Genomic DNA, 21,792 nt, shown 5'->3' on the forward strand with positions numbered 1-21,792 from the left:
CTGAGCGGCCGACGCCGGGGCCAGGCGCTTTCATGGGGGCATGACGAAGAACAACTGGGCGTCCTTCGAGAAGGCGGAGCCGGAGTTCGCGGCGGCGGTCCGGGCCCGCTTCGCGCAGTACCCCCACCACGTGCTCGCCACCCTGCGCAAGGACGGCTCCCCGCGGGTGACCGGGCTGAACGTCGACATCCGTGGCGGTGAACTGTGGCTCGGCATGATGCAGGGGTCGATGAAGGCCAAGGACCTGCAGCGCGACCCGCGCTTCGCGCTGCACAGCAACCCCGGCGAGGGCGAGACCATGCCGGACGGGGACGTACGGATCTCCGGGCTCGCGGTGGAGATCGTCGACCCGCCCGAACTGCACCGCTACGCGGAGGAGACGGATTCCCCGCATCCGTTCCACCTCTTCCACGCGGACCTGACGGAGGTGGTCCGCGTCGGCGTCGAGGGCGACGACCTGGTGGTCACCTCGTGGACCCCGGCGCACGGGATGCGCACCGTCCGCCGGGGCGATGACGACGAGCCGCCGCGGGAGGACCCCGCTCCCGCGGGACCCGTCAGCTGAGGGGGCCGGCGGCGCCGAACGCGGCGGGGGTGACGTCGACCCAGTTGCGGTCGATGTTGATCGTGACCCCGCCGTAGGAGGCGTCGTGGTCTCCGCGGAACTGGTGGGCGCGGCGCGGGCCGGCCCATTGCCGGGTGCCCCCGGGCAGGCCCATGTCGGCGTCGCTGACGGAGGCCGAGCCGTTCCAGCGGGCCACCCAGAGCACGTCCGGCATGGCCTCGGGGGCCTGCTCGTAGTGGGCGCTCAGCGCCTTGGCGCCCGAGCTCGCCGAGACGGAGGCCGCCGCGCGGTAGCCCAGCTCGTGCAGCCGGACCGTCCAGGCCGTGAGGTAGGCGACGACGGGGGCGTCCCAGGTCGCGCGGTCCGTGTAGTTCTCCAGGTCGTTGTAGAGGACCGTGCCCTCCGCCAGGCCCAGGTTCCGGGCCGCGTCCACGGCGCCCTCGGCCTCGGCCCGGCCCTGGTCGTTGGCCCGGGAGGGGTCGGAGGGCAGGCCGGTGCTGCTGCTGCGCCAGGGCTGCGGGCCGACCCAGATCGGCATCTGGTGCCAGCCCGCCGCGGTCTGGCGGCTGACCCAGCCGGCGGTGAGCTGCGGCTGGGCGCAGGCCCGGGCGCGGCCGCCGATGTAGACACCGATCGCTCCGAAGGGCGACTCGGCCCGCCAGGTGTCCATCGAGCGCTGAGTGGGGGCGGTGCAGGCGTCGAAGCCCTCGCCGAGGAAGGGCTCCTGGGCGGTACGGGGGCCCGGTCCGGCGGCGACGGCCGGCTCGGCGACGACGGGGCGCGGTGCCGGGCGCGGGCCGGGGCGCGGGCCCGGGCGCGGGCCCGGGGCGGCGGCCCATGCCGCGCGGCCCCGCTCCAGGACCGCTCGTACCGCGTCGGGCGCGACCCCGTACGAGACGGTGGCCATCACCCCGGAGCGGTGCAGGGCGTACCTCAGCTCGTGGCTGTCGCCCCGGGCCGGGGGCAGTGCGTCCCCGCCGTCGACGCCGAGGGTGGGGACGTCGGCGCGCGGCGGGGCGCCGTCGAGGGGCTCCAGGTGCAGGGTGTCGGCGCGGTCGGCGACGGCGCGCCCGGTGGCGCACTCGCTCTGGGCGCCGGCGTGCCCGAGGTACAGGGTGGGCAGGTCGAGGCGCAGGCAGGCGCCGGGGTTGCGGTCGAGGTCGACGATGCGCCAGTCGGCGGGGACGGAGAGGCGCAGGCCGCGGTAGTCGACGGTGCGGCCTTCGTCGTCGGGGGCGGTGCGGGCCGGGACGGCGGCGACGGCGGCCGCGGAGGGGACCAGCAGGGCGGCGCCCAGCAGGCAGCGGAGCAGCGTACGGGAGGGCATGTGACCCACTGTTACCAGACGGCGGGGCCCCTCAACTGCGGTGAGGAGCCCCGCGGATGGCCCGTCCGGCCTAGCCGTCCGGCCTAGCCGCCGTGCTGGTCGGCGAAGGCGGGGAGGGCGAAGATCCGCTCCTTGCCCGACTCCTCCATGAGTTCGACGAGGGGCAGGACCAGTTCCCACAGGTCCTGTTTGTCGACCTCGCGGACGAGGGCGTCCAGCTCGGTGTCGCCCAGTCCGGCGGCGGCGTCCGCCACCACCTTCCGCGCGTCTTCGGGCAGTACGCCGACCAGCGGGAGGAACTCCCCCCACAGCGCGGTCGCCACGACGGCCCGTACGACCCCGGCCAGCACCTCCGGGTCGCGAAGCGAGTCGAGGCGGGCGACGGCGAGCCGGTCCTCCTCGCCGAGCAGGGCGACGAGCGGCAGCAGCGTCTCCCACAGCCCCTCGGCGTGCGTCACCCGCACGAGCGAATCGAGCTCGGCCCCGTCGAGGCGGGCGGTGAGCTGGGCGATCCGCAGCCGCTGGGCGCCGCCGACCATGGCCGCGACGGCGAGGGCCTCCTCCCAGAGGCCGCCTGCGGCGGCGGCCCGGACGACCGAGCCGAGCCGGTCGTCGCCCATGAGTTCCAGGATCCGCGGCAGCCGCTCGGGCAGGTCCACGTAGAACCCGGCGCGCAGGACGGCGGTGTCGCTGACCTGTTCAAGGATCCGGCCGAGGACCTGGTCGCGCAGGTGGCCGACGAACCGCCCCATGGTGAGGTGGTCGCCCCGTTCCGCCAGGACGACGGCGATCCGTACGACGAGCCCGTCGTCGAGCCGGTCCACGATCCCGGCGATCCTCCTCGGGTCGAGGTGGGCGCACGATTCCGCGGTGAAGGAGACGGGCAGCTTGGCGATGATGTCGGCGGCGCGGGCGGCCTCCAGCCGGCCGGCGACCGCGGCCGCCAGTCCGGGGCCCAGTGCCTTCTGCGAGATGGCGGCCGCGACCCCGGCCGGCACCAGTTTGGTCGCGGCGGCGATCCGGTCGAGCATCTCGGGCGCCCGGTCGCTCAGCACGGCGGTGACCTGCTCCCGGAAGGCCCGTACGTCCGCCTCGGGCAGCCCGCCCAGGAAGGCGAGCTCGGCGGGGGCCGCGCCGAGCAGCCTGGCGACCTTCTCCACTTCGGCCCGGCTCACCGGAACAGCACCTTGCGTACGGCGCCGCGCGCGAGGGCGGGCACCAGCTTGAGCGCTTCCTCGGCGGCCTCGTTCAGGCCGTCGGCCTGCCGGGCGCGCTCGGCCTTCAGCGCCCGGGCGAGCCGCGCCAACTCCCCGGCGGGCAGCCCGACGAAAGACCCGGGAGGCGTGGCACCGCCCAACTCCGCTTGCAACCGGCCCAGTTCCTGATCGACACCCACGGGATGACCTCCCACACGAGAGACGACGACTTCGGCTCGCCCTGAGCGTGGTCCTGTATTGACTATTAGTCAATACTCGCGGGTAGCGGTACCGCGGCCCGCACCATGTGCACGTCGACGGCGTCCTCGTCCTCCACGACGAACCCGTGCCGCTCGTAGAGCCCCCGCGCCGCGCTCCCACGCAGCACGGTCAGGCGTACGTCCACCCCCTCGGCGTCGGCCCGCTCCAACACCCCGCGCAGCACCCGGGACCCTACGCCCCGCCCCTGGTGGCGCGGATCCAGGTACAGGTGCTCCACCACCAGCCCGCCCCCGGCGGGCCGCACGGTCACGGACCCCGCGACCGCCCCGTCGATCACGATGACCGACGAGTGCGCCGCCGAGAACCCCTCCCGCAGCCGCTGCCGCACCCGCACCTCGTCATACCGCCCGAGCCGCTCCAGATCGTCCCGCATGACAACGGCCCTCAACTCGGCGACGACATCAACATCCCCGCCCCGCGCAGCTCTCACCTCTATGTCCACGGCCCCACTATCCCCTCACCCCCCGCCGCCCCGCCGACCGGGTACGACGGCAGCCCGCACCGACACCCCGGCTCGCACTCACGCCAACTTGAAAGCAGCGCACGCCGACTTGCCCACGCCCTCATCGCGGATCTCGAACTCGTCCGCGAGCTCGGTCACCAGCCACAACCCTCGGCCACCCTGCACATCCGCCCCGGGCCGCTGCACGACGGGGCAGCCCGGCCCGCTGTCGCGCACCTCGATCCAGAGGATCTGCCCTTCCCAAACCATCCGCACCAAGAACTCGCGCCCGAGTGGGACGCCGTGCAGTACGGCGTTCGCAGCAAGCTCGGAGACGCAGAGCCGGATGTCATCCCGCCGCTCGAACACACCCCATTCAGCAAGCACGTCACCCACGAACTGGCGGGCCGCACGCACCGAGGTGCGCGCCCGCTGGAATCGCTGCTGCCGACACAAGGTCACAGTCACCCCACCGCCTTGACGCTGAGTCTCCAAGGCCTTACAGAACGTATCGCTATTCGCGAAAAGCAGCAAGGTTTTCAGAGTAGGTTCAGGCGAGGGAGTCGCTTAACGTGGAGGACCGCAAGGGGAATCGGACGCGCAGGAGGCATCGTGAGCGGCAGCGGGTGGACCAGTACGTCGATGCCGTACCTGGCGCCCCGCGCCGCCGGCGACAGTGACGCGTGGACCGAGGAGGCCGCGGCCGCTGGGCGCCGGGGCGGGCAGCGCATCCTGCACGCGGCAGAGGTCACGGCCCCACCCGAGGTGGCCGGGATGCTCGGCTTGGCCGAGTCGAGCACTGTGGTGGTGCGTCGCAGGGTCATCGAACTCGACGGTGAGCCGACCGAATTGACCGACACCTACTACCCCGCGGACATCGCCGCCGGCACACCGCTGGCCGGCACGGCGAAGATCCGCGGTGGCGCCGTGACACTGCTCGCCGCCCTCGGGCACGTCGGCGTACGGGTCGTCGAGAACGTGACGGCGAGGATGCCCGGCGTCGAGGAGTGCGAGCGACTGCGCCTCGGGTCGGGTGAACCGGTACTTCAACTCGCCCGCACGACCTACGACTCGGTGGACCGCGCGCTCCAGGCGGACCTGATGGTCATGCCGGCCGGACGCCAGCAGTTGCGGTACGAGATCAGGATCGGATGACCTTGCCCAGTTCCGAAGCCGAGGGGCTCGATCCACGGCCGCTGCACGCCCGCATCGCCGCCGATCTGCGCGACGAGATCATGAGCGGCGGCCTCGCGCCGGGAGCCAAGCTCCCCTCAACCGCCCGGCTGAAGTCCCGTTTCGACGCCTCCAACGCCACGATCCAGAAGGCCGTTCAGCTCCTGAAGGACGAGGGCTTGGCGCTCGGCCGCGCCGGGTCGGCAGTGACCGTACGGGAGAACCGGCAGCGGACCGTCCGTCCATCGGGTTCCCTCGCGCCGGCGCCGGACGGGGGCGCTTACCCCTGGCTCGCCGGTGCCGCCGACCGGCAGTCGCCCGCTCGCACCACGCTGCTGGCGGTCGGAGAGGCGCCGGTCGTCGGCGACGTCGCCTTCGCGCTCGGCCGCCCGGAAGGGAGCCCGGCCGTGTGCCGCCGTCAGCTGATCAGCATCGACGACGAGCCCGCCGAGCTGGTGTGCTCGTACTACCCGCCGGACATCGCTCGCGGCACCGCCCTGGCCGAGCCGCGCCGGATCCGCGGCGGGACCCCGACGCTGCTGGCGGAACTCGGCTTTCCGCCCCGCCGCAGCGTGGACCGGGTCTCCGCTCGGGTCGCGACGCAGGAGCAGTACACGGCGCTGCGGCTGCCCGGAGACCTTCCGGTGCTGCGGACTCTGCGCACTGTGTACGGCGACGGTGAACTCCCCGTCGAGGTCACCGTCATGGTGAAGGCGGGGCACCTGTACGAGCTGCGGTACGGGTTCGCCGCCGAGTAGCTGGGCCCCGGAACGCCACCGCGCCCGCCATCCCTGGTCGGGGACATGGCGGGCGCGGTGTCAGAATTCCGCACGTCGTTGTGCGGACCGTATGAGGGGTCCTCCCCGCGCCGGGCGCGGGGAGGGGGCGGCGGTCGTCAGACCGTCAGCGAGCGGTCCGTCGGCTTGACGGGGTACGGCAGGGCGCTGGTGCCGGTCAGGAAGCGGTCCACGCCGCGGGCGGCCGAGCGGCCCTCCGCGATGGCCCACACGATGAGCGACTGGCCGCGGCCCGCGTCACCGGCGACGAAGACGCCGTCGACGTTGGTCGCGTAGGAGGCGTCGCGCTCGATGTTGCCGCGCGCGTCCAGGGCCAGGCCGAACTGCTGGACCAGACCGTTCTCCTGGTCCGTGCCGGTGAAGCCCATCGCCAGGGTGACCAGTTGCGCGGGGAGGACGCGCTCGGTGCCGGGCTTCTGGACGAGCTTGCCGTCGACGAACTCGACCTCGACCAGGTGCAGGGCCTGGACGTTGCCGTCCTCGTCGCCCTCGAAGTGGGTGGTGGAGACGGAGTAGACCCGCTCGCCGCCCTCCTCGTGCGCCGAGGTGACCTTGTACAGCATGGGGAACGTCGGCCAGGGCTGTCCCGTGGGACGGTCCTCGGACGGCTTCGGCATGATCTCCAGCTGCGTGACCGAGGCCGCGCCCTGGCGGTGGGCGGTGCCCACGCAGTCCGCGCCGGTGTCGCCACCGCCGATGACGACCACGTGCTTGCCCTCGGCCGTGATGGGGGGCGCCACGAAGTCGCCCTCCTGGACCTTGTTCGCGAGGGGGAGGTACTCCATCGCGAAGTGGATCCCGCGCAGGTCGCGTCCCGGGACCGGCAGGTCGCGGGAGACGGTGGCGCCCGCCGCGATCACGACGGCGTCGTAGCGCTTGCGCAGCTGTACGGCGTCCAGGTCGCGGCCGATCTCCACGCCCGTACGGAACTTGGTGCCCTCCGCGCGCATCTGCTCGATGCGGCGGTTGATGTGCACCTTCTCCATCTTGAACTCGGGGATGCCGTACCGCAGGAGGCCGCCGATGCGGTCGGCCCGCTCGTACACGGCGACCGTGTGGCCGGCCCGCGTCAGCTGCTGCGCGGCCGCCAGGCCCGCCGGACCGGAGCCGATGACGGCGACGGTCTTGCCGGACAGGCGCTCCGGCGGCTGCGGGGTGACGTTGCCGTTGTCCCACGCCTTGTCGATGATCGAGACTTCGACGTTCTTGATCGTGACGGCCGGCTGGTTGATGCCGAGGACGCACGCCGACTCGCACGGTGCGGGGCAGAGGCGTCCCGTGAACTCCGGGAAGTTGTTCGTCGCGTGCAGCCGCTCCGACGCCGCCGACCAGTCCTCGCGGTACGCGAAGTCGTTCCACTCCGGGATCAGGTTCCCGAGCGGACAGCCGTTGTGGCAGAACGGGATGCCGCAGTCCATGCAGCGGCCGGCCTGCTTGCTGATGATCGGGAGCAGCGAGCCCGGAACGTAGACCTCGTTCCAGTCCTTCAGCCTGTCGGCCACGGGACGGGTGCAGGCGGTCTCGCGCGGGGTGGTGAGGAAGCCCTTCGGGTCAGCCATTGGTCGCCGCCTCCATCATCTTCTCGGTGGTCTCGGACTCCGAGAGTCCGGCCAGCTCAGCGGCGTCCTTGGCGGCGAGCACTGCCTTGTACGTGGTCGGGATGATCTTGCTGAAGCGGTCCACCGCGACGGACCAGTCAGCCAGGAGCTTCGCGGCCACGGTCGAGCCGGTCTCCTCCTCGTGGCGGCGCACCACATCGTGCAGCCACTGCTTGTCCGTGTCGGACAGCCCGGTCTCGACGGCACCGGCGTTGCCGACGTTGACGTTGTTCGGGTCGAGGTCGATGACGTACGCGACGCCGCCCGACATGCCGGCCGCGAAGTTGCGGCCCGTCTCGCCGAGGACGACCGCGTGGCCACCGGTCATGTACTCGCAGCCGTGGTCGCCCACGCCTTCCGAGACGACCAGCGCGCCGGAGTTGCGGACGCAGAAGCGCTCGCCGGTGCGGCCGCGCAGGAACATCTCGCCGCCGGTGGCTCCGTAGCCGATGGTGTTGCCGGCGATGGTGGAGTACTCGGCGAGGTGGTCGGCGCCGCGGTCCGGGCGGACCACGATCCGGCCGCCGGAGAGGCCCTTGCCGACGTAGTCGTTGGCGTCGCCCTCCAGGCGCAGGGTGATGCCGCTCGGCAGGAAGGCGCCGAAGGACTGGCCGGCGCTGCCCGTGAAGGTCAGGTCGATGGTGTTGTCGGGCAGGCCCGCGCCACCGAACTTCTTGGTGACCTGGTGGCCGAGCATGGTGCCGACGGTCCGGTTGATGTTGCGGATCGCGACCTGCGCGCGGACCGGCTGGGCGGTCTCGGCGGAGTCGGCGCTCAGCGCGTCGGCGGCGAGCTCGATGAGCTCGTTGTCGAGGGCCTTGGCCAGACCGTGGTCCTGCTCGATCAGGGCGTGGCGGACCGCGCCCTCGGGCAGCTCCGGCACGTAGAAGAGCGGCTCCAGGTCGAGGCCCTGCGCCTTCCAGTGCGTGACGGCCTTGCTGGTGTCGAGCAGCTCGGCGTGGCCGACGGCCTCCTCGATCGAGCGGAAGCCCAGCTCGGCGAGGAGCTCGCGCACCTCCTCCGCGATGAACTCGAAGAAGTTGACGACGAACTCCGGCTTGCCGGAGAAGCGGTCGCGCAGGACCGGGTTCTGCGTGGCGATGCCGACCGGGCAGGTGTCCAGGTGGCAGACGCGCATCATGACGCAGCCGGAGACGACGAGCGGCGCGGTCGCGAAACCGAACTCCTCGGCGCCGAGCAGCGCGGCGATGACGACGTCGCGGCCGGTCTTGAGCTGGCCGTCCGTCTGGACCACGATGCGGTCGCGCAGCCCGTTGAGCAGCAGGGTCTGCTGGGTCTCGGCGAGGCCGAGCTCCCAGGGGCCGCCCGCGTGCTTGAGGGAGGTGAGCGGGGAGGCGCCCGTACCGCCGTCGTGGCCGGAGATGAGGACGACGTCCGCGTGGGCCTTGGAGACGCCCGCCGCGACCGTGCCGACGCCGACCTCGGAGACCAGCTTCACGTGGATGCGGGCGACCGGGTTGGCGTTCTTGAGGTCGTGGATCAGCTGAGCCAGGTCCTCGATGGAGTAGATGTCGTGGTGCGGCGGCGGGGAGATCAGGCCGACGCCCGGGGTGGAGTGCCGGGTCTTGGCGACCCACGGGTAGACCTTGTGGCCGGGCAGCTGGCCGCCCTCGCCGGGCTTGGCGCCCTGCGCCATCTTGATCTGGATGTCGTCCGCGTTGACCAGGTACTCGCTCGTGACGCCGAAGCGGCCGGAGGCGACCTGCTTGATGGAGGAGCGGCGCGCCGGGTCGTACAGGCGGTCCGGGTCCTCGCCGCCCTCACCGGTGTTGGACTTGGCGCCCAGCTGGTTCATGGCGATGGCGAGGGTCTCGTGCGCCTCCTTGGAGATGGAGCCGTACGACATGGCGCCGGTGGAGAAGCGCTTGACGATGTCGGCGACCGACTCGACCTCGTCGATGGAGACGGCCGGCCGGGCCTCGGTGTTGAAGCCGAAGAGGCCGCGGAGCGTCATCAGGCGCTCGGACTGCTCGTTCACCCGGTCCGTGTACTGCTTGAAGATGTCGTACCGGCGGTTGCGGGTGGCGTGCTGGAGGCGGAAGACCGTCTCCGGGTCGAACAGGTGCGGCTCGCCCTCGCGGCGCCACTGGTACTCGCCGCCGATCTCCAGCGCGCGGTGCGTGGCCGCGATGCCGGAGGCCGGGTACGCCTTGGCGTGGCGGGCGGCCACCTCCTTGGCGACGACGTCCAGGCCGGCGCCGCCGATCTTGGTGGCGGTGCCGTTGAAGTAGGTCTCGACGAACTCCTCGTTCAGGCCGACGGCCTCGAAGACCTGGGCGCCGCGGTAGGAGGCGACGGTGGAGATGCCCATCTTGGACATGACCTTCAGGACGCCCTTGCCGAGCGCGTAGATCAGGTTCTTGATGGCCTGCTCCGGCTCCAGGCCGGACAGGAAGGTGCCCGCGCGCAGCAGGTCCTCGACGGACTCCATGGCGAGGTACGGGTTGACCGCGGCCGCGCCGTAGCCGATGAGCAGCGCGACGTGGTGGACCTCGCGCACGTCGCCGGCCTCGACCAGCAGACCCACCTGGGTGCGCTGCTTGGTGGCGATGAGGTGGTGGTGCACGGCGGAGGTGAGCAGCAGCGACGGGATCGGCGCGTGCTCGGCGTCCGAGTGGCGGTCCGAGAGGACGATCAGGCGGGCGCCGTTCTCGATGGCCGCATCGGCCTCTGCGCGGATCTCCTCGATCCGAGCGGCCAGCGCGTCGCCGCCGCCCGAGACCCGGTAGAGGCCCGAGAGGGTGGCCGCCTTCATGCCCGGCATGTCGCCGTCGGCGTTGACGTGTATCAGCTTCGCGAGCTCGTCGTTGTCGATCACCGGGAAGGGCAGCGTGACGCTGCGGCAGGACGCGGCGGTCGACTCCAGCAGGTTGCCCTGGGGGCCGAGCGAGGACAGCAGCGAGGTGACGAGCTCCTCGCGGATGGCGTCCAGCGGCGGGTTGGTGACCTGCGCGAAGAGCTGGGTGAAGTAGTCGAAAAGCAGTCGCGGGCGCTCGGACAGCGCCGCGATCGGGGAGTCCGTACCCATGGAGCCGAGCGGCTCGCCCGCGGTACGGGCCATCGGCGCGAGGATGATGCGCAGCTCTTCCTCGGTGTAGCCGAAGGTCTGCTGGCGGCGGGTGACCGAGGCGTGGGTGTGGACGATGTGCTCGCGCTCGGGCAGGTCCGACAGCTCGATCTCGCCGGTCTCCAGCCACTCCGCGTACGGGGCGGCGGCGGCCAGCTCGTTCTTGATCTCGTCGTCCTCGATGATCCGCTTCTGGGCGGTGTCGACGAGGAACATCTTGCCGGGCTGCAGGCGGCCCTTGCGGACGACCTTGGCCGGGTCGATGTCGAGCACGCCGACCTCGGAGCCGAGGACGACGAGGCCGTCGTCGGTGACCCAGTAGCGGCCGGGGCGCAGACCGTTGCGGTCGAGGACCGCGCCGACCTGGGTGCCGTCGGTGAAGGTGACGCAGGCCGGGCCGTCCCAGGGCTCCATCTGCGTGGAGTGGTACTTGTAGAACGCGCGGCGGGCCGGGTCCATCGAGGTGTGGTTCTCCCACGCCTCGGGGATCATCATCAGCACGCTGTGCGGCAGGGAGCGGCCGCCGAGGTGGAGCAGCTCCAGGACCTCGTCGAAGGACGCGGAGTCGGAGGCGTCCGGGGTGCAGATCGGGAAGATCCGGTCCAGTGCGCCCTCGCCGAAGGCCTCCGACGCCAGCTGGGACTCGCGGGCCTTCATCCAGTTGCGGTTGCCCTTGACCGTGTTGATCTCGCCGTTGTGCGCGACGAAGCGGTACGGGTGGGCGAGCGGCCAGGACGGGAAGGTGTTCGTCGAGAACCGCGAGTGGACCAGGGCCAGCGTCGACGCGAAGCGGCGGTCGGAGAGGTCCGGGAAGAAGGGCTCCAGCTGGCCGGTGGTCAGCATGCCCTTGTAGACGATGGTGCGGGCGGAGAGCGACGGGAAGTAGACCCCGGCCTCGCGCTCGGCGCGCTTGCGCAGCACGAAGGCCTTGCGGTCCAGCTCGATGCCGGTCGTCCCTCCCCCAGACTCCGTCTGGGAGGTGCCCCCGGTGACGAAGAGCTGGGAGAAGGCCGGCATGGTGGCGCGGGCGCCGTTGCCGAGCAGGTCCGGGGTGACCGGGACCTCGCGCCAGCCGAGGACCGTCAGGTTCTCCTCGGCGGCGATGGCCTCGATCTGCGCGACGGCCTGTGCGGAGTCGTCGGCGGGCAGGAAGGCGATGCCGACGGCGTACGCGCCGGCCTCGGGGAGCTCGAAGCCGGCGACCTCGCGCAGGAAGGCGTCCGGCACCTGGGAGAGGATTCCGGCGCCGTCGCCCGAGTCGGGCTCGGAGCCGGTGGCGCCTCGGTGCTCAAGGTTCCGCAATACGGTCAGTGCCTGCTCGACCAGCGTGTGGGTCGCCTCGCCGGTGAGGTTCGCCACGAAACCGACGCCACAGGCGTCCTTCTCGTTGCGCGGGTCGTACATGCCCTGCTGGGCGGGGCGACCGTCCATGGGCGACCAGGCGGTGGTGCTGAGGCCGGTCGCGGAGTGCGTGGATGCGGAACGCATCGGCTCTCCCGTCGTCGTCGTGGCATATGTGCATAGCCGAGGGACGACGTTGGCCCTCTGCGAAATTTCGTGCAGATTACATGATGACGACTATCCCGAGAAGCGGATATGTCATTCCAACATGCGGACACTGCCCGAAGCGGGAAGAGGGGACTTTCGCAGGTGTGGGGCGAACCGGTCACGGGGCGAAGGTCCCGACGCGGGTGGGCCTCATTGCCCGCAGCGCCCTGGTCTGATGCCCGGCGGACTTGGGATCGAAACCGCCGAGTAACTGACTAAATATGTTGCCTACTGCATAGTGTCTCACTCCCAGCGCGGTCAGCCTACGGCTCCACCGATCCAGGTTCCCAGGATGTACGTCACACCGGCGGCCGCGCCACCCAGGCCGAGCTGCCGCAGACCGCTGTACCACCAGGACCGGGCGGTGACCCGGGAGACGACCGCCCCGCAGGCGAAGAGCCCCACCAGGGCCAGCAGCACCGCGGGCCACAGGCTGGTGGCACCGAGCAGGTACGGCAGTACGGGGAGCAGCGCGCCCAGCGCGAACGACCCGAAGGAGGACACGGCCGCGACCAGCGGCGACGGCAGGTCGTCGGGGTCGATCCCGAGCTCCTCGCGGGCGTGGATCTCCAGGGCCTGCTCGGGGTCGCGGGAGAGCTGCATGGCCACCTCGCGGGCCAGCGCCGGCTCGACGCCGCGCGAGACGTAGAGCTCGGCGAGCTCCTCCATCTCGTCGATCGGGTGCTTGCGCAACTGCTGCCGCTCTATGTCGAGTTCGGCGAGGACGAGCTCACGCTGCGAGGCGACCGAGGTGTACTCTCCGGCCGCCATCGAGAAGGCGCCCGCGGCGAGCCCCGCCAGGCCCGTGATCACGATGGTGTGCGGGGCGACCGCGCCGCCGGCCACACCGGTCATCAGGGCGAGGTTCGAGACGAGTCCGTCCATGGCGCCGAAAACAGCCGGCCGCAGCCATCCGCCGTTGACGTCACGGTGGGTGTGGTTGTCGCGGTGGGCGGTGTGCAGCGGCGCTTCGATGTCGATGATGGACATACCGAATATCTCCCCTTTTGTACGAGTGGGTACGCGAAGGCGGCTCCGCGCACGACACGCAGGCACCCACTCCCCCTGAACACCTCGAAACTACGCACGATTTCAATCGCCCGCCAGCAAGGAAGGCCGTACTTACCTGGGGTTTTGCGGGTCGGCGACCGGGTGACGGCAGTGCGGGCGGGGCGTTTTGCGACGAGCGACAAACCGCATGCCGTGGCACAAATCCCCCAAGGGCTCAAGATGAGTCCCATCAAGTGGAGAGGCGCGCCATGGAGCTGATTGCATGCAATCCGCAGGTCCTCCTCGAACGGGCCAGGGGCGCTCTTCTGGGACTCGCGGTGGGTGACGCGCTGGGCGCCCCCGCGGAGAACATGAAGCCGTCGGAGATCCGGGCGAAGTGGGGCCGTATCGAGGGCTTCGTGTCGGAGGACCCGGCGGGTACGGACGACACCGAGTACGCGATCTTCTCCGGGCTGCTGCTGGCCCGCCACGGCTCGGCCCTCACCGTCTCGCACGTGGAGCGGGCCTGGCACCACTGGATCGCGGACCTCGACGAGGGGCCGTTCCGCGGGGCCGGCTTCTCCGAGCGGGGCACCCTGGAGAACCTCCGGCGCGGGCTCGCGGCCCCGATCTCGGCCCAGCACCGCCACGCCTGGTCGGACGGCCTGGCCATGCGGGCGGCGCCCTTCGGGGTCTTCGCGGCGGGCCGCCCGGCGGAAGCGGCGCGCCTGGTCGCGATCGACGGCCGCGTGAGCCACGACGGCGAGGGCATCTACGGCGGCCAGGCGGTGGCCGCGGGCGTCGCGGCGGCGATGGCGGGCGGCAGCGCGGCCTCGGTGATCTCGGCGGCGCTGTCGGTCATCCCCTCCGACTCCTGGACGGCCCGCTCCCTGCGGCGGGCGGTCACGGCCGCCCCGCGCGGCGAGCGGGCGGTCCGCTCGGCCGTCGTGATCGGCGGCTACCCGTGGACGGACCTGGCCCCCGAGGCAGTCGGCCTCGCCTTCGGCGCGTTCGCCGCGTGCGCGGGCGACTTCCCGGGCTCGGTGCTGATGGCGGTGAACATGGGCCGGGACGCGGACACCACGGCGGCCGTGGCGGGCGCGCTGTCCGGTGCGATGTCCGGCACCTCCGCGATCCCGTCCTCCTGGTCCTCGGCGATCGGCCCGGTCCGGGGCAGCTGCCTCCCCTCGATGCGCGGCTACCACGTCCTGGACATCGCGGACCTCCTCACCCCGGAATACGAGACCCCCCGATGACGCCCTCCCCGGCCCCCGCCCCCTTCACCCCGGACCCCCTGACCGACCCGCCCGGCGGCACGCCGCGCCCGGCCGCGCCTTCCGAGGCTTCCGCGGCACTCACCGGGGCCCCGGCCGGGCTCGCGCCCGCGGTGGCGCCTGCGCCGGCCGGCGTCGACGGCGGGCCGCGCGGGCGGATCCGTACCGTCGTCCCGGGCTCCGCTTCGAGCGCGCTCGAACCCCGGCCCGCCGCACCCGCGGCGCCGGCGGCGCCCTCGGCACCCGCGCGCCGGATCGAGGGGCTCCTCCTCGGGCTCGCCGCAGGCGACGCCGCCGGCTGGCCCGCGGCCCGCCACCGCGCCAGCCGCATGCCCGAGTGGACCCGCCGCCTCACCCGCGAGCTCGACACCTTCGCCGAGCAGAACGCGACCACGACCCTGCCCGTACCGATCGCCCTGAACCAGCCCCCGGAGCCGCTGCGCCTCGGCCCCTCCGACGACGCCGAGTGGGCCGCCTTCGCCGCCGAGTCCGTACTGACGGCGGCCGGGGTCCTGCTCAGCGACCTGAGCCGGTCGCGCCGGATGCGCGCCGCCATCGACCTCGCCTGGAACGCCCTGGCCAGCGAGGTGGCGGCCGCGGCCGAGCGGGCCCCCGAGGTCGAGTCGGCGGTGCTGCCGCTGCGCGCCCGGATCTCCGTACGGGCCGGGCTCGGCAACCTCGCCACCGGCCTGCGCCCGCCCGCCACCGGCCACGACAACCCGCACTACTTCGACGACGCCGCCTGCATCCGGGCCTGCGTCCTCGCCGTCGTCCACCCCGGTGACCCGGTCGCGGCCGCCGACCTCGCCGAGTTCGACGCCCGCTACACCCAGGACGGCGACGGCGTCCACGGCGCCCGCGCGATGGCCGCCGCCATCGCCACCGCCCTCGGCTGCGGGGACACCGAACACGCGGTGGACGCCGCGGTCGACGCGGCCCTCGAACAGCTGCCCGCGTCCACCGAGATCGGCCGCAACGCGCGCCACGCCGTCGAACTCGCCCGTACCCATACGGGCGGTGGCGGCGCGTTCGCCATCGTCCCCACCCTTGAGCACGAGATCGTGGACCACGTCTACAGCTACGGAATCGCCGCCGCCGAGACCGTCCCGGTCGCCCTCGCCCTCGCAACCGCCGCCCGCGGCAAGGTCGTCGAGGCGGTCCCGGCCGCCGCCTGCCTGTCCCGCGTCGCGGACTCCGCTCCGGCCCTCGCCGGCGCGCTCACCGGCGCGCTCGGCGGCGGCGACTCGATCCCCGCCGCGTGGCGCGACGCGTGCCGGACCCTGTCCGGCTGCGCCCTCCCCCGCCTCGCCGGCACCGATCTCGTCGAACTGGCCGCGCTGCTCACGCGTACGGAACTCACTTCACCCAAGACCCAGCACCAAGGAATGATGATTCGGACATGACGCTCACACTGGAGGACCGGGCCGCAGGCGCCCTCGTCGGAGCCGCCGTCGGCGACGCCCTCGGCGGCCCGGTCGAAGGCTGGACCCCGGAGCAGATCGTGGAACGGCACGGCGGCCGCGTCCACGGCATCGTCGGCCCGTGGCACGAGGACTGGCGTACGGCCAGGCCCATCGCGCCGTACCACAAGGGCGACGGGCACGTCACCGACGACACCCTCATGACGCACGCGCTGGTACGGGTCTACGAGGCCGTCCGGGACCACCTCGACGCGTACGCGGTGGCCGAGCACCTGGTCCCGGACCTGATGTCGGCACCGCGCTGGATCCCGGAGCTGGAGGCGCACGCCCTGCCGCTCCAGCGGGTGTTCCTCGCGGAGAAGTGGATCGTCGCGCGGATCCACTACGCCCACGTCGACCCGCGCGAGGCCGGGGACGGCAACATCGTCAACTGCGGGGCGGCGATGTACATGGCGCCGGTCGGCATCGTCAACGCGGGCAATCCCGCCGGGGCGTACGCCGAGGCGCTGGACATCGCGGGGGCCCACCAGTCCTCGTACGGGCGGGAGGCCGCCGGGGTGTTCGCGGCGGCGGTCGCGGCGGCGTGCGCCCCCGGGGCCACGGCCTCGTCGGTGGTGGACACCGCGCTGTCGCTGGCCAAGGACGGCACCCGCGCCGCCATCGCGGCCGTCTGCGAAGCGGCCCGGCGCCACCGGGACTTCGAGTCGGCGCTCGCTCCCCTCCGGGCGGCGGTGGCCCCGTACGACTCGGTCGGCCCGGACTACCGCGCGCCCTCCCTCGGCGCGCGCCGCCCCTCCCGGCTCCACGCCATCGAGGAACTCCCGGTCGCCCTCGGGATGCTGCTCGTCGCGGACGGGGGGTACGAGACCTCGGTCCTCGGCGCCGTCAACTACGGGCGGGACTGCGACTCGATCGCCACCATGGCCGGGGCCCTCGCCGGGGCCCTGGGCGGTGAGGCCGTGGTCCCCGCCGCCTGGGCGAAGCAGGTCGCCGAGGCCAGCCGCCTGGACCTGCACGCCCCGGCCGCGTCCCTGGCCGCCGTGGCCCGGGAGGTCTTCACCCGCGACCGCACCCGCCGCCGCGCCCACGAGTCGGCCTTCACCGCCCTGACGACCCCCCGATGACCCCCACCACCCCCCGACCCGGCAGCCCCGCCCCCGCGCCCGCCCCCGGCCAGGAGCGCGGCCCCGCCGGGGCAGTCGGCCCGGCCACACCCACTGCCCCGCCCCGAAGCGGGAACCCCGCCGGGGCGACAGGTCCTGGTGCGGGCCGGGCTCAGGGGCTCGGCCCCGGGCCCGTCGACGGCGGCGCCGGACTGGTCCGGCTGACCTGGGCGCAGCCGGAGGACCTGGTCGGGCACGAGTTCCGCCAGGCGGCCGAGGACGGGCGGGAGGCGGCCGCCGGGCCGCTGCTCCGCACCTGGCTGGCGGCGGGCGGACACCCGGCTCCCGAGCGGGCGGGCTCCTCCCCCACCTCCGCCTCCCCGGCGCTGCGCGCCCTGGCGTCCGACCTCCTGACCGCCCTCGCCGACCTCCCGCTCCCCCTGGCCCCCGCCGAGCCGGAGTCCTGGCCGGCCATCACCGCCACCTGGCCCACCCCAACACCCGCCCACACCCGGACCGAGCCAGCCACCACCGCGCCCGCCGGACCCGGGACACCGCCCGGGACCGAGGCAGCAGCCGGAACCCGGACAGCGCCCGAGACCGGAGCAGCGCACGGACCGGATGGCCGGGCCGCGCCGAGCCACCCCGGCCCGCCCTGGGCCGGGGCACCCGCCGGAGCCGGGGCCGTGGCCGCCGGAGGGGGCGGAGGCGGGCTGGTGGGGCGGCTCGGGGCGGCTTGGGTGGGGCGGGCCGTCGGGTGTCTGCTCGGCAAGCCCGTCGAGAAGCTGCCGCTCCACGGGATCCGGGCCCTGGCCCGGGCCACCGGGAACTGGCCGCTGAACGACTGGTTCACGGCCAAGGGCGTACCGCCCGGGCTGCTCGCCGCCCACCCGTGGAACCGCCGCTCCGCCCGCACCTCGCTCGCCGAGAACATCGACGGCATGCCCGAGGACGACGACCTCAACTACCCGCTCCTCGGGCTCCTCCTCCTCCAGCGCCACGGCAAGGGCTTCACCACCGCCGACGTCGGTCGCCTCTGGCTCGACGAACTCCCCGCCGGCCGCACCTTCACCGCCGAGCGCGTCGCCTACCGCAACCTCCTCCAGGGGCTGGAACCCCCGGCGACCGCCACCCGCCACAACCCCTTCCGCGAATGGATCGGCGCGCTCATCCGCGCCGACGTGCACGGCTGGACCAACCCCGGCGATCCAGCCGCCGCCGCGGCCCAGGCCTACCGGGACGCCGTCCTCACCCACACCGCCAACGGGGTCTACGCCGCGCTCTTCGTCGCCGCCGCGACCGCCGAGGCCGCCACCGGCCGGGCCGACGTCCACACCGCGCTCCGAGCCGGGCTGGCCGTCGTACCGCCCGGCTCCCGCCTCGCCGGGGCCGTCCGCTTCGGGATCGCCGCGGCGGAGCGGGAGGCCGACTTCGACCGGGTCGTCGACCGGCTGCACGCCCGCTACGGCCGCCACCACTGGGTCCACGCCCTCCCCAACACCGCCCTGATCGCCGCCGCCCTCACCCACGCCGACGGCGACTTCGGCCGCTCCGTCTGCCGTGCCGTGTCCGGCGGTTGGGACACCGACTCCAACGGGGCCACCGCCGGAGCCCTCGCCGCGCTGGTCGCCGGCGAGGTCCCGCACCGCTGGTCCGCCCCGCTCAAGAACCGCCTCGCCACCAGCGTCGCCGGCTTCGACGGCATCGGCTTCGACACCCTCGCCCACCTCACCGCTCAGGAGGCAGCCCGCTCATGACGGCCATCGCCGTGCTCGGCAGTACCAACATGGACCTCGTCGCCTACGTCCCCAAGGCCCCCCGCCTCGGCGAGACGGTGACCGGCCGCGCGTTCCGCACCGTCCCCGGCGGCAAGGGCGCCAACCAGGCCGTCGCCGCCGCCCGCTCCGGCGGGGAGGTGGTGATGATCGGCGCGGTCGGGGCCGACGAGTTCGGAGTACGGCTGCGCTCCGCGCTCGCCGCGGCGGGGGTGGAGACGGCCGCCCTGCGCACCGTCGAGGGCGCCAGCGGCACCGCGCACATCACCGTGGACGACGAGGGCGGCAACAGCATCATCGTCATCCCGGGCGCCAACGCCCACGTCACCGGCCTGGAGGCGGGCGACGAGTCCCGCATCGGCGCCGTCGGCTCCCTCCTCCTCCAGCTCGAACTCCCCCTGTCCGCCGTCCTGGCGGGAGCCCTGGCCGCCCGCGCCCACGGCGTGCGTACGGTCCTCACCCCGGCCCCCGCGCAGCCGCTGCCCGCCGAACTCCTCGCCGCCACCGACCTGCTGGTGCCCAACGAGCACGAGGCCGCCGCCCTCACCGGGCTCACCGACCCCCGCCAGGCCGCCGAGGCCCTGCTGAACGACGTGCCCGAGGTGGTCATCACGCTCGGCGCGGCCGGGGTGCTGTACGCCGCCCGCGGGCGGGAGCCGCTCTCCGTGCCCGCGCCGCGGGTCCGCGCCGTGGACACCACCGCCGCGGGGGACACCTTCGTGGGCGCCCTCGCCGTGGCCCTGGGCGAGGGCCGGGCCATGCCCGAGGCCCTGCGCTGGGCCTCGGCCGCCGCCGCGCTCTCGGTCCAGCGCCCCGGCGCCCAGGACTCGATGCCGACCCGCGCCGAGACCGACGCCCTTGCCCTGGCCGGGCGGAACTCGGATGCCGGGCCCCCCGGGCCCGAGGCAGGAGCCGGGCCGCGGCTCGCGCCCGGAGCGGCGTCATGACGCCCGCGCCCGGATCCGGAACCCGTCCGGGTCCCGCGGGCGACGGGCGCGCGGTACCCGGTACGGTGCCGGGCCCCGGGCCGCACTCCCCGGCCGCATGCGCCCGGCCGGGGCAAGGCCCCCTGCAAGGGCTGCGCGTCCTCGACCTGGCCACCCTCTTCGCCGGGCCCCTCGCCGCCACCCTGCTCGGCGACTTCGGCGCCGAGGTGGTCAAGGTCGAGCACCCCCGCCGCCCCGACCCCTCCCGCGGTCACGGCCCCGCCAAGGACGGCGTCGGGCTCTGGTGGAAGCTCCTCGGGCGGAACAAGCGGACGATGACCCTCGACCTCTCCACCCCGGGCGGCCGGGACACCCTGCTGCGCCTCGCCGCCACCGCCGACGTGATCGTCGAGAACTTCCGGCCCGGCACCCTGGAGCGCTGGGGACTGGGTTGGCCCGAGCTGTCCGCCGCCAACCCCCGGCTGATCCTGACCCGCGTCACCGCCTTCGGCCAGGAGGGCCCGTACGCCCACCGCCCTGGCTTCGGCACCCTCGCGGAGGCGATGAGCGGGTTCGCCGCGATCACCGGCGAGCCCGACGGGCCGCCGACGCTGCCGCCGTTCGGGCTCGCGGACTCGATCGCCGCGCTGACCACCGCGTACGCCGTGATGACGGCGCTGGCCGGCCGCGACCGCACCGGGCAGGGGCAGGTCGTGGACCTGGCGATCATCGAGCCGATCCTGACGGTGCTGGGCCCGCACCCGCTCTGGTACGACCAGCTCGGCTACGTCCAGCCGCGCACCGGCAACCGCTCCACCAACAACGCCCCCCGCAACACCTACCGCAGCGCGGACGGCCGCTGGCTGGCGGTTTCCACCTCCGCCCAGTCCATCGCCGAGCGCGTCGTACGGCTGGTCGGCCGGCCGGAGCTGACCGCCGAGCCGTGGTTCGCGACCGGCTCCGGGCGCGCGGCCCACGCGCACGTGCTCGACGAGGCGGTCGGCGGCTGGATCGCCCGCCACAAGGCCGAGGAGGTCGTGGCCGCCTTCGAGGAGGCCCAGGCCGCGGTCGCGCAGGTCTACGACGTACGGGACGTCATGGCCGATCCGCAGTACGCGGCCCTGGACACGGTCACGGAGGTCGAGGACCCGGAACTCGGCCCCATCCGAATGCAGAACATCCTCTTCCGCCTCTCCGAGACCCCCGGCGGGATCCGCTGGGCCGGCCGCCCGCACGGCGCCGACACCGACGCCGTCCTCGACGAACTCGGCCTGAGCCCGGCCGAGATCAGCGCTCTCCGCAGTGAAGGGGCCCTGTGATCCTGACCTGGCTCTACGTACCCGGCGACCGCCCCGAGGTGGTCGTCAAGGCCCTGCGCTCCGGCGCCGACGCCGTCATCGTGGACCTGGAGGACGCCGTGTCGGCCTCCCGCAAGGAGTACGCCCGCGCCGCCACCGCCGAACTGCTCACCGGACGCCACCAGGTGCCGGTCCACGTCCGGGTCAACGCCCTGGAGTCCCCCTGGGCCGGCGCCGACCTCACCGCCCTCAGCGGCCTGCGGGGCCTGGCCGGACTGCGCCTGCCCAAGATCTCCGCACCCGCGCAGATCGCCCGCGTCGCCGAACGCACCGGCGGGGTGGCCCTGTACGCCCTGCTGGAGTCCGCGCTGGGCGTGGAGCGCGCGTACGAGATCGGCCGCGCGCACCCCGCCCTGCGCGGGCTCTCCCTCGGCGAGGCCGATCTACGGGCCGACCTCGGCGTCAGCGCCGAGGCGGGGCTGGACTGGCCGCGCTCGCGCGTGGTGCTGGCGGCCCGCGCGGCGGGGCTGGCGCCGCCGGCCCAGTCGGTGTTCCCCGACATCCGGGACCTGGAGGCGCTGGCCGTCTCCTGCGCGCGCGGCCGGGCCCTCGGGTTCCTCGGCCGCGCGGCGATCCACCCGCGCCAGCTCCCGGTGATCGAGCGGGCCTACCTGCCGGGTCCGGAGGAGGTCACCGCCGCCGAGGAGATCGTCACGGCCGCCCGGGCCGCGCCGGGGGCGCTGGCGCTGCCCGACGGCCGGTTCGTGGACCCGGCCGTCGTGGCGGCGGCGCACCGCACCCTGACGCTGTCCCGGCGCACCGACCAGGTGTGGCGGGGGTGACCGGCGGCCGGGGCGGCTGCCGGGTCAGCTGTTCAGGGCCGACCAGAGCCACTGGCCGCCGACCCGTACGTACAGCATCATGCCAGGCGGCTGTGACAGCTCCCCCTGGACCGCACCCATGCCGAAGGGGGGCGCCGCGTCACACGC

Annotated in this window: 18 protein-coding genes; 10 read left to right on the forward strand and 8 right to left on the reverse strand. The window is 73.7% G+C overall.

The annotated features are described in order from the left end of the window. The first annotated feature begins 40 nt into the window (after positions 1 to 40). Complete coding sequence (locus tag AB0M99_RS24465) at positions 41 to 565, forward strand: pyridoxamine 5'-phosphate oxidase family protein (RefSeq protein WP_365923808.1); 525 nt, start codon at positions 41 to 43, stop codon at positions 563 to 565. Here AB0M99_RS24465 and AB0M99_RS24470 read toward each other — a convergent pair. From AB0M99_RS24470 to AB0M99_RS24490, 5 genes are all read right to left on the reverse strand, one after another. After that, positions 558 to 1,892, reverse strand: a complete 1,335-nt coding sequence (locus AB0M99_RS24470) for a DUF1906 domain-containing protein (RefSeq protein ID WP_365923810.1) — start codon at positions 1,890 to 1,892, stop codon at positions 558 to 560. The two genes, AB0M99_RS24465 and AB0M99_RS24470, sit on opposite strands and share 8 nt — an antisense overlap. An 83-nt stretch (positions 1,893 to 1,975) precedes the next feature. Then, positions 1,976 to 3,067, reverse strand: coding sequence for a hypothetical protein (locus tag AB0M99_RS24475; protein ID WP_365923812.1), 1,092 nt, complete (start codon positions 3,065 to 3,067; stop codon positions 1,976 to 1,978). Beyond that, the gene (locus AB0M99_RS24480) at positions 3,064 to 3,288 is read right to left on the reverse strand and encodes a hypothetical protein (RefSeq protein ID WP_365923814.1); all 225 of its coding nucleotides are present in this window, start codon (positions 3,286 to 3,288) and stop codon (positions 3,064 to 3,066) included. Before AB0M99_RS24480 ends, AB0M99_RS24475 begins: the two co-directional genes overlap by 4 nt. A 65-nt stretch (positions 3,289 to 3,353) precedes the next feature. Further along, the gene (locus AB0M99_RS24485; RefSeq protein ID WP_365923816.1) at positions 3,354 to 3,743 is read right to left on the reverse strand and encodes a GNAT family N-acetyltransferase; all 390 of its coding nucleotides are present in this window, start codon (positions 3,741 to 3,743) and stop codon (positions 3,354 to 3,356) included. 147 nt (positions 3,744 to 3,890) lie between these two features. After that, entirely contained in the window at positions 3,891 to 4,346 is a 456-nt protein-coding gene (locus AB0M99_RS24490; protein WP_365923818.1) for an ATP-binding protein, read from the reverse strand. Between the two features lie 78 nt (positions 4,347 to 4,424). On the opposite strand from AB0M99_RS24490, the gene AB0M99_RS24495 reads away from it, so the two are divergent. Further along, positions 4,425 to 4,967, forward strand: a complete 543-nt coding sequence (locus AB0M99_RS24495; protein WP_365923820.1) for a UTRA domain-containing protein — start codon at positions 4,425 to 4,427, stop codon at positions 4,965 to 4,967. Next, positions 4,964 to 5,743 (forward strand): GntR family transcriptional regulator, encoded by a 780-nt coding sequence (locus tag AB0M99_RS24500; RefSeq protein ID WP_365923822.1) that lies wholly within the window; start codon positions 4,964 to 4,966, stop codon positions 5,741 to 5,743. Before AB0M99_RS24495 ends, AB0M99_RS24500 begins: the two co-directional genes overlap by 4 nt. Positions 5,744 to 5,880: 137 nt before the next feature. On the opposite strand, the gene AB0M99_RS24505 is transcribed toward AB0M99_RS24500, so the two are convergent. The 3 genes from AB0M99_RS24505 to AB0M99_RS24515 form a co-directional block, all read right to left on the reverse strand. Further along, positions 5,881 to 7,341: a glutamate synthase subunit beta gene (locus AB0M99_RS24505; protein ID WP_365923824.1), complete on the reverse strand. Its 1,461-nt coding sequence runs from the start codon at positions 7,339 to 7,341 to the stop codon at positions 5,881 to 5,883. Continuing rightward, complete coding sequence (gene gltB / locus AB0M99_RS24510) at positions 7,334 to 11,899, reverse strand: glutamate synthase large subunit (RefSeq protein ID WP_365923908.1); 4,566 nt, start codon at positions 11,897 to 11,899, stop codon at positions 7,334 to 7,336. The genes AB0M99_RS24505 and gltB overlap by 8 nt, the downstream gene beginning before the upstream one ends. Positions 11,900 to 12,274: 375 nt before the next feature. Next, a complete protein-coding gene (locus AB0M99_RS24515; RefSeq protein WP_365923826.1) occupies positions 12,275 to 13,006 on the reverse strand; it encodes a VIT1/CCC1 transporter family protein in 732 nt (243 codons plus the stop codon). Between the two features lie 269 nt (positions 13,007 to 13,275). On the opposite strand from AB0M99_RS24515, the gene AB0M99_RS24520 reads away from it, so the two are divergent. From AB0M99_RS24520 to AB0M99_RS24550, 7 genes are read left to right on the forward strand one after another with little or no spacing between them, the layout of a single operon-like run. After that, positions 13,276 to 14,262, forward strand: coding sequence for an ADP-ribosylglycohydrolase family protein (locus AB0M99_RS24520; RefSeq protein ID WP_365923828.1), 987 nt, complete (start codon positions 13,276 to 13,278; stop codon positions 14,260 to 14,262). Beyond that, positions 14,259 to 15,683 (forward strand): ADP-ribosylglycohydrolase family protein, encoded by a 1,425-nt coding sequence (locus AB0M99_RS24525; RefSeq protein WP_365923830.1) that lies wholly within the window; start codon positions 14,259 to 14,261, stop codon positions 15,681 to 15,683. Before AB0M99_RS24520 ends, AB0M99_RS24525 begins: the two co-directional genes overlap by 4 nt. Further along, positions 15,680 to 16,825, forward strand: a complete 1,146-nt coding sequence (locus AB0M99_RS24530; protein WP_365923832.1) for an ADP-ribosylglycohydrolase family protein — start codon at positions 15,680 to 15,682, stop codon at positions 16,823 to 16,825. Before AB0M99_RS24525 ends, AB0M99_RS24530 begins: the two co-directional genes overlap by 4 nt. Continuing rightward, the gene (locus AB0M99_RS24535) at positions 16,822 to 18,561 is read left to right on the forward strand and encodes an ADP-ribosylglycohydrolase family protein (protein WP_365923834.1); all 1,740 of its coding nucleotides are present in this window, start codon (positions 16,822 to 16,824) and stop codon (positions 18,559 to 18,561) included. The genes AB0M99_RS24530 and AB0M99_RS24535 overlap by 4 nt, the downstream gene beginning before the upstream one ends. Then, complete coding sequence (gene rbsK / locus AB0M99_RS24540; RefSeq protein WP_365923836.1) at positions 18,558 to 19,526, forward strand: ribokinase; 969 nt, start codon at positions 18,558 to 18,560, stop codon at positions 19,524 to 19,526. Before AB0M99_RS24535 ends, rbsK begins: the two co-directional genes overlap by 4 nt. Next, on the forward strand, positions 19,523 to 20,824 hold the full coding sequence (locus AB0M99_RS24545) for a CoA transferase (RefSeq protein WP_365923838.1): 1,302 nt from the start codon (positions 19,523 to 19,525) through the stop codon (positions 20,822 to 20,824). Before rbsK ends, AB0M99_RS24545 begins: the two co-directional genes overlap by 4 nt. Continuing rightward, entirely contained in the window at positions 20,821 to 21,645 is an 825-nt protein-coding gene (locus AB0M99_RS24550) for a CoA ester lyase (RefSeq protein WP_365923840.1), read from the forward strand. Before AB0M99_RS24545 ends, AB0M99_RS24550 begins: the two co-directional genes overlap by 4 nt. Positions 21,646 to 21,792: the final 147 nt, after the last annotated feature.

The sequence above is a fragment of the Streptomyces sp. NPDC051183 genome, from assembly GCF_040682455.1.
Taxonomy (GTDB): domain Bacteria; phylum Actinomycetota; class Actinomycetes; order Streptomycetales; family Streptomycetaceae; genus Streptomyces.